Genomic DNA, 7,589 nt, shown 5'->3' with positions numbered 1-7,589 from the left:
GGCGCCGGCCGGTCGTCGCCGGGACCGCCGACTGTCGTCGAAGCCGCCGACGCGGATGTCGCAGCCATCGGCCGGTTGTCGTGGGCGCCGGCCGGTTGTCGTGGGCGCCGACCGGTTGTCGTGGGCGCCGACCGGTTGTCGTGGGCGCCGGCCGGTTGTCTAGCCGGCTGCCGGTTGTCGAAGCCGCCGACCGGTTGTCGTAGCCGCCTGCAAGACTGGCTCCCATGCGCATTGTGGTTCTGGCAGGCGGCATCGGCGGTGCCCGGTTCCTGCGTGGTCTGAAGCAGGCCGTCCCGGACGCGGACATCACGGTCATCGGTAACACCGGGGACGACATCCACCTCTTCGGGCTGAAGGTCTGCCCGGACCTCGACACGGTGATGTACACGCTCGGCGGCGGCATCAACGAGGAGCAGGGCTGGGGTCGCGCCGACGAGACCTTCCACCTCAAGGAGGAGCTCGCGGCGTACGGCGTCGGGCCCGAGTGGTTCGGCCTCGGCGACCGGGACTTCGCCACGCACATCGTGCGGACGCAGATGATCGGCGCCGGATACCCGCTGAGCGCGGTGACGGAGGCGCTGTGCGACCGCTGGAAGCCGGGCGTGCGGCTGATCCCCATGTCCGACGACCGCGTCGAGACCCATGTGGCCGTCGAGATGGACGGCGAGACCAAGGCGATCCACTTCCAGGAGTACTGGGTGCGGCTGCGTGCCTCGGTGCCCGCCCGGGCCGTCGTGCCGGTGGGCGCCGAGCAGGCGAAGCCCGCGCCGGGCGTCCTGGAGGCCATCGCCGAGGCGGACGTGATCCTCTTCCCGCCGTCCAACCCGGTTGTGTCGATCGGCACGATCCTCGCCGTGCCCGGCATCCGGGAGGCGATCGCCGACGCCGGGGTGCCGGTCGTCGGCCTCTCCCCCATCGTCGGTGACGCGCCCGTGCGGGGCATGGCCGACAAGGTGCTCGCCGCCGTGGGCGTCGAGTCGACCGCGACGGCGGTGGCCGAGCACTACGGCTCGGGCCTGCTGGACGGCTGGCTCGTCGACTCGGTGGACGCGGGCGCGGTGGAGCAGGTCGAGGCGGCCGGGATCCGCTGCCGGGCCGTGCCGCTGATGATGAGGGACACGGACGCGACCGCGCGGATGGCTCAGGAGGCGCTGGCGCTGGCCGAGGAGGTGCGGGGGGCGTGAGCACTGATTCCTCCCCCGAGGTGTCTGCCGAGGTCACCGACGAGGAGCGGGGCGCCGGCGGGTACCGGGTGTGGGCCGTGGGCGGCATACCGGAGGTCGCGCCCGGGGACGACCTGGCCAAGCTGATCGCGGCCACCGAGCCCGGCCTGGCCGACGGGGACGTGCTGCTCGTCACCTCGAAGATCGTGTCCAAAGCGGAGGGCCGGATCGTCCGGGCCGCCGATCGGGAGGCCGCGATCGACGCGGAGACGGTCCGGGTGGTGGCCCGGCGTGGCGCCCTGCGGATCGTCGAGAACCGGCAGGGCCTGATCATGGCCGCGGCCGGGGTGGACGCGTCCAACACCCCCTCCGGGACGGTGCTGTTGCTGCCCGAGGACCCGGACGCCTCCGCCCGCGCCGTCCGGGACGGGCTGCGGGACGCCCTCGGGGTGGACGTCGGCGTCGTCGTCACCGACACGTTCGGGCGGCCCTGGCGAGCCGGGCTCACGGACGTCGCGATCGGCGCCGCCGGAGTGCGCGTGCTCGACGACCTGCGCGGCGGCACGGACGCGTACGGCAATCCGCTCAGCGCCACCGTCGTCGCCACGGCCGACGAACTCGCCGCGGCCGGCGACCTGGTCAAGGGCAAGGCTGCGGGACTGCCCGTCGCCGTGGTGCGCGGGCTCCCGCACCTGGTGGCGGAGGGTGACCGCGGCGAGGGCGCGCGGGCCATGGTCCGCGGCGCACGCGACGACATGTTCCGCCTCGGCACCTCCGAGGCGGTACGGCTGGCCGTGACCCAGCGGCGTACGGTCCGGTCCTTCACCGACGAGCCCGTCGACGCGGATGCCGTACGGCGGGCCGTGGCCGCGGCCGTGACGGCACCGTCCCCGCACCACACGACGCCCTGGCGGTTCGTCCTGCTGGAGTCGCAGGAATCGCGGACACGGCTGCTCGACGCCATGAAGGACGCCTGGATCGCCGATCTGCGCCGGGACGGCAAGAGCGAGGAGTCCGTCGCCAAGCGCGTCCGGCGCGGGGACGTCCTGCGCAACGCGCCGTACCTCGTCGTGCCCTGCCTGGTCATGGACGGCTCGCACACCTACGGCGACCCGCGGCGGGACGGCGCCGAGCGGGAGATGTTCGTGGTCGCCACGGGTGCCGGCGTGCAGAACCTCCTGGTCGCACTGGCCGGGGAGCGGCTGGGATCGGCCTGGGTGTCGTCGACGATGTTCTGCCGGGACGTGGTGCGCGAGGTGCTGGATCTGCCCGCGGACTGGGACCCGATGGGGGCGGTGGCGGTCGGGCATCCGGCGGAGGAACCGCGGCCCCGTCCCGGGCGGGACGCCGAGGCGTTCATCGAGGTGCGGTGACAGGTGCCGGACGGCGCCTACGCTCGTAGGGCCGCTCCTCACGGATCCCAGGGACGTCATTCATGGCAGGACGGTTCACTCCGCGGCCCACGCGCACCACGGTGCGCGGTGGGCATGTCGCCGTGCCCGCGGGTGTGCCCCGGCAGGCGGCGGGGCCGGGCCGGGTGCGGGAGTGGGTGCCGGACGGGCCGCTGGATCTCGGTCTGGTGCTCGGACCGTTGCGGCGCGGGCCCGGCGACCCGACGTTCCGGGCGACGCCGGACGGGGGTGTGTGGCGGACCAGCCTCACTCCGGGCGGGCCGGGGACGCTCCGGGTGTGCGCGTACGGCGGTGGGGTGCGCGGGGAGGCCTGGGGGCCCGGGGCGGAGTGGCTGCTGGAGGGGTTGCCGGAGCTGCTCGGGGCCGCGGACGATCCGTCGGCGTTCGTGCCGCGGCACCGGCTGCTGGCGTCGGCCCGGCATCGGCGGCCGGGGTTGCGGCTGACGCGCAGCGGGCTCGTGCTGGAGTCGCTGATCCCGTCGATCCTGGAGCAGAAGGTCACGACTGACGAGGCGTACCGGGCGTGGCGGCTGCTGGTGCGGAAGTTCGGGGAGCCGGCGCCGGGGCCCGCGCCCGCGCGGATGTACGTGATGCCGGCGCCGCGGACGTGGGCGTTGATCCCGTCGTGGGAGTGGCATCGGGCCGGGGTCGACAACAAGAGGGCGTCGACGATCCTGCGTGCCGTGCGGGTCGCCGCGCGGCTGGAGCAGGCGGTGGGAATGGAGCCCGGGGCGGCTCGGGCGCGGCTGGAGCTGGTGCCGGGGGTCGGGCCGTGGACCTCGGCGGAGACGGTGCAGCGCAGTCATGGTGCGGCGGACGAGGTGACGGTGGGGGATCTGCATCTGCCCGGGATCGTGGGGTGGGCGCTGGCCGGGGACCGGGACGCCGATGACGCGGTGATGCTGGAGCTTCTGGAGCCGTATGCGGGGCAGCGGCATCGGGCGGCTCGGTTGATCCTCCTGAGCGGGAGGGTGCCGGCGCGGCGGGCGCCGAAGATGCCTCGGTGGGACATCGGGCAGTTGTGAGCGGGCGGTTGTCGACGGGTGGTTGTGAGCCGTGGGGCTCCGGTGCTCGGTGTCGGTACTGGGGGCGGGTGGGTGCGCAGCTCGGCGCGACGAGGTGCCGCTGCGCCCCGTGCCCCCCCCTGCCGGCACGCATGCCCGCAGCTGGGCCCCGCCCCCGTGCGCCCCGGCCTACTGGTCGGATGAGAAGCGGACCGCTCCTGCCGGGATGCGGGCGTCGCACCATATGCGGGCGCCCTCCAGGAGTTCGTTGTCGGGGCCGATCACCGCGCCGTCGCCAATGACCGTGCCCGTGAGGACCGAGCGTTGGCCGACGCGGGCCCGGGTGCCGATCAGGGAGTCGGTGATGACCGCGCCCGGTTCGATGACCGCGCCCGGCAGGATCGTGCTGCCGAAGATGCGCGCGCCCTCGGCGACGAAGGCGCCCTCGCCCACCACCGTGCCCCCCGACAGCTTCGCGTCGGACGCGACCTGCGCCGTGGGCAGGACCAGGCGGTCGCCGCAGCGGCCGGGAACGGCGGGCGACGGGGCCCGGCCGAGGACCAGGTCCGCCGAGCCGCGGACGAAGGCCGCGGGGGTGCCGAGGTCCAGCCAGTACGTCGAGTCGACCATGCCCTGGAGGTGCGCCCCGGCCGAGAGGAGGCCGGGGAAGGTCTCCCGTTCCACCGACACCGGCCTGCCCAGCGGGATGGAGTCGATGACCGAGCGGCGGAAGACGTACGCTCCCGCGTTGATCTGGTCGGTGACGATCTCCTCGGGGGTCTGCGGTTTCTCCAGGAAGGCCTGGACCCTGCCGGTGTCGTCCGTGGGGACCAGGCCGTAGGCGCGTGGGTCCGTGACCTTGGTGAGGTGCAGGGAGACGTCCGCGCCCGTCGTCTCGTGGGTGTCGACCAGGGCCTGGATGTCCAGGCCCGTCAGGATGTCGCCGTTGAAGATCAGGACCGGGTCGTCGGGACCGGAGTGCAGCCGCGAGGCCACGTTGCGGATGGCGCCGCCCGTGCCGAGCGGCTCCTCCTCCGTGACGTACTCGATGTGCAGTCCGAGCGCGGCGCCGTCACCGAAGTACGGCTCGAAGACCTCGGCCAGGTAGGACGTGGCCAGGACTATGTGCTCGACACCCGCGGCTCTCGCTCTCGCCAGCTGGTGCGTGAGAAAGGGCACGCCGGCCGCCCGGACCATGGGCTTGGGCGTGTGCACCGTGAGCGGGCGCAGCCGGGTGCCCTTGCCACCGACCAGGAGGATCGCTTCAGTCACGTGTCGTCTCTGCTTCCTGCCGGGACCGGCCGAACTGTCTTTCGGCCGGTCAGTGTATGCAGATCGTTCCGTGGCGCCTTCGTTGGCCGTGCGGCATGCCGCCCCCTGCCCCCCGTAGGCGGTGAACGTGTGCTCAGCGGCCCTGGTAGCGGGCCGCCTTGGAGCGGGCCGAGCCGAGCTTTCCGTAGAGCTCGCGTCCCGGGCACTCGGTCTTGAAGCCGTCCCGGTGCCCCGAGATCACGTTCAGTCGTACCTTCTTACCTTTTCGGTGGAGATTGCTGCCAGCCGACGTCAGGTAGGTCTTCCCCTTCGGATTCACCCGGTACAGCCCCAGCTTCCACGCGGTCAGCCGCGCGACGGCCTTCACCGCGGACTTCGACGGCTTGGTGGCGCCGTACGACCCGAGGACGGCGATCCCCATGCTGTTGCTGTTGAAACCCAGGGTGTGCGCGCCGAGGACCGGTTTCGCCACGCCCCCGGCGCGGCCCTCGTAGATCTTTCCGCACTTGTCGATGAGGAAGTTGTAGCCGATGTCCCGCCAGCCCATGCTCTTGACGTGGTAGCGGTAGATACTGCGGATGAGTGACGGGACCTGCGAGCAGCGGTAGTTGTTGCCGCTGGCCGTGTGGTGCACGAAGGCCGCCTTGACCTTCTTCGTGTAGCGGAAGCCGCTCTCCCGCAACCCCTCGTTCGCGCCCCAGCCGCGCCGCGTGACGATACCCGGGCGCGGACCGACGTACGGCTTGGCCTGCAGCTGCCGCTCCGTCAGCTCGCCGGCGTCGGGAGCGAGGTACTCCTGCTCGGTCTCGGTACGGCTCAGAGCCGCGATCTCGGTGGCGCCGAAGGGGGCGAGGTCGGCGTCGACGGCGGAGGCCCCGGTGACGGTGGAGGCCGCGGTAAGGGCGGAGGGCCCGGTAAGGGCGGAGGGCCCGGTAAGGGCGGAGGCCCCGGTAAGGGCGGAGGGCCCGGTAAGGGCGGAGGCCCCGGTAAGGGCGGAGGTCCCGGTGAGGGCGGAGGTCCCGGCGTTCGCGCCGCCGGCGGCGCGGGGCTCCTCCTCGTCGCCGGAGGATGCGGCGTCGTCCTCACCGGAGTCGACGAGTTCGAGTCGCAGGCCCGAGGGCAGCGGAGGCGCCGCGGGGAGGTTGCGGGTGCCCGAGGCGTGTCCGGCGGAGTCGGCCGCCGAGTCGTCGGACTCGGAGCGGACCCGCAGCTCCACGCCGTCGGAGTCGCCGACCCACAGCGGGGCCGTGGCACCGCGGACGCGGCCCGAGGCTCTCTCGGGGGTGTCCGGGTCGGCGGCGTGGTCGGCGTTGTGGGTCTCCACGTCCTGCCAGCCCGACCAGGTGCCGGTGCCGGCGGTGCGGGTGCGGACCTGGACGCGGCCGTGCAGTTCGGCGTCCGGGTCGTCCCAGACGACGCCGACGAGGGAGAAGTGGCGTACGGCCCGGCGGGGCAGGCCCTGTTCGGCGGCGGGGGCGGAGGGGGTGGCGCGGTCGCGGGTGAGGGGTTCGAGGGGGAGGGACTGGGTGCTGCCGGCGGCGGACGGCTCCGCGGCGCGCCGGTCGGACGGGGTCGCGGCCGGGGTCCCCGTATGGGGCGCGGGTCTCGCGGCTTCCGCGGCCGGCACCGGTCTCGCCGTCGCCGCGAAGGCGGGAGGGGTGAGGGGGAGGGCCAGAGCGGCCGCACAGGTGACACCGATCGAGGAAGCAAGGAATCCACGCATGCACCTGATCTTGGACATAGTCATACAAGTCTGTCCATTTGGGAGTTGGCGGGCTGTCGGTCGGGGTTCCGCCGAACCGGTGGCGGATTCAGGGCGCTGCGGCGGGCGGGCCGTTGGGCGGGGGCCCGTGCGTTGCGTACGCTTGCGCGGTGAACGCCACCGATCGCACCCCTGCCGACCTGCTGGGTTCCGCGCTCGCCGCGGATCCGGGACGCCCCCTGGTGACCTTCTACGACGACGCCACGGGCGAACGGGTCGAACTGTCCGTGGCCACCTTCGCCAATTGGGTGGCCAAGACCGCGAATCTCCTCCAGGACGAGCTGTCCGTAGAGCCCGGGGACCGGGTGGCTCTGCTGCTGCCCGCGCACTGGCAGACGGCGGTGTGGCTGCTGGCGTGTGCGTCGGTGGGAGTCGTCGCGGACGTGTCCGGGGATGCCCGGGGAGCCGACGTCGTGGTGAGCGGGCCGGACCGGCTGGAGGAGGCCCGGGCGTGCTCCGGTGCGCGGATCGCGATGGCGCTGCGGCCTCTGGGAGGGCGGTTCCCGCAGGCACCCGAGGGCTTCGTCGACTACGCGGTGGAGGTGCCGGGGCAGGGCGACCGTTTCGTGCCGTACGCGCCCGTGGATCCGGAGGGGCCCGCGCTGATCGTGGCCGGGCGCGAGTTCAGCGGGGCCGAGGTGGTCGAGCGGGCCCGGGCGGAGGCGACGGCGCTGGGGCTGACCGGGCCCGGGGCGCGGATCCTGTCCGGGCTGCCGTACGACACGTGGGACGGGCTGCACGCGGGTCTGTACGGACCGCTGGCCATCGGTGGCTCCGTGGTGCTGTGCCGGCATCTGGAGCAGGCCGGGGACGGGGTGCTGGACAAGCGGGTGGAGAGCGAGCGGGTCACGACGATCGCCCGCGGCACAGCGGGCCACTGAAGGAGCGAACAGGTCACCACGACCACCCGCGGCACAGCAAGCCCCGGGACGAGCGAGCAGGTCGCCCCGATCGCCCTCAGCACAGCAGGCCACCA

General features: G+C 73.4%; 6 protein-coding genes. 4 read left to right on the top strand and 2 right to left on the bottom strand.

What is annotated here, in order from left to right:
* The first annotated feature begins 224 nt into the window (after positions 1–224).
* The 3 genes from cofD to HDC93_RS06005 all read left to right on the top strand — a co-directional run bounded on the left by cofD (position 225) and on the right by HDC93_RS06005 (position 3,600).
* Positions 225–1,184 carry a 2-phospho-L-lactate transferase gene (cofD, locus tag HDC93_RS06015; protein ID WP_185007867.1) on the top strand — a complete coding sequence of 320 codons (960 nt, stop codon included), beginning with the start codon at positions 225–227 and terminating at the stop codon, positions 1,182–1,184.
* A gap of 20 nt (positions 1,185–1,204) precedes the next feature.
* Positions 1,205–2,536: a coenzyme F420-0:L-glutamate ligase gene (locus HDC93_RS06010; RefSeq protein ID WP_185007971.1), complete on the top strand. Its 1,332-nt coding sequence runs from the start codon at positions 1,205–1,207 to the stop codon at positions 2,534–2,536.
* 62 nt (positions 2,537–2,598) lie between these two features.
* Positions 2,599–3,600 carry a DNA-3-methyladenine glycosylase gene (locus tag HDC93_RS06005; RefSeq protein WP_185007865.1) on the top strand — a complete coding sequence of 334 codons (1,002 nt, stop codon included), beginning with the start codon at positions 2,599–2,601 and terminating at the stop codon, positions 3,598–3,600.
* 168 nt (positions 3,601–3,768) lie between these two features.
* On the opposite strand, the gene HDC93_RS06000 is transcribed toward HDC93_RS06005, so the two are convergent.
* On the bottom strand, positions 3,769–4,851 hold the full coding sequence (locus tag HDC93_RS06000) for an NDP-sugar synthase (RefSeq protein WP_185007863.1): 1,083 nt from the start codon (positions 4,849–4,851) through the stop codon (positions 3,769–3,771).
* Positions 4,852–4,984: 133 nt separating this feature from the next.
* Positions 4,985–6,574 carry an N-acetylmuramoyl-L-alanine amidase gene (locus HDC93_RS05995; protein ID WP_185007861.1) on the bottom strand — a complete coding sequence of 530 codons (1,590 nt, stop codon included), beginning with the start codon at positions 6,572–6,574 and terminating at the stop codon, positions 4,985–4,987.
* A 149-nt stretch (positions 6,575–6,723) separates the two neighbouring features.
* Between HDC93_RS05995 and HDC93_RS05990 the strand changes: the two genes are divergently transcribed.
* The gene (locus HDC93_RS05990; RefSeq protein ID WP_185007858.1) at positions 6,724–7,494 is read left to right on the top strand and encodes a TIGR03089 family protein; all 771 of its coding nucleotides are present in this window, start codon (positions 6,724–6,726) and stop codon (positions 7,492–7,494) included.
* Positions 7,495–7,589 lie beyond the last annotated feature (95 nt).

This window comes from Streptomyces sp. AK010, from assembly GCF_014207295.1.
In the GTDB taxonomy this organism is placed as follows: Bacteria; Actinomycetota; Actinomycetes; order Streptomycetales; family Streptomycetaceae; genus Streptomyces; species Streptomyces massasporeus.
The sequence above is the reverse complement of the archived record's forward strand: the minus strand, read 5'-3'. Positions and strand labels throughout refer to the sequence as shown.

Bases quoted from the DNA above. Each gene is read 5' to 3' on its own strand.
- cofD (WP_185007867.1), top strand. From the start codon at position 225: ATGCGCATTGTGGTTCTGGCAGGCGGCATCGGCGGTGCCCGGTTCCTG.
- HDC93_RS06005 (WP_185007865.1), top strand. From the start codon at position 2,599: ATGGCAGGACGGTTCACTCCGCGGCCCACGCGCACCACGGTGCGCGGT.
- HDC93_RS05995 (WP_185007861.1), bottom strand. From the start codon at position 6,574: ATGCGTGGATTCCTTGCTTCCTCGATCGGTGTCACCTGTGCGGCCGCT.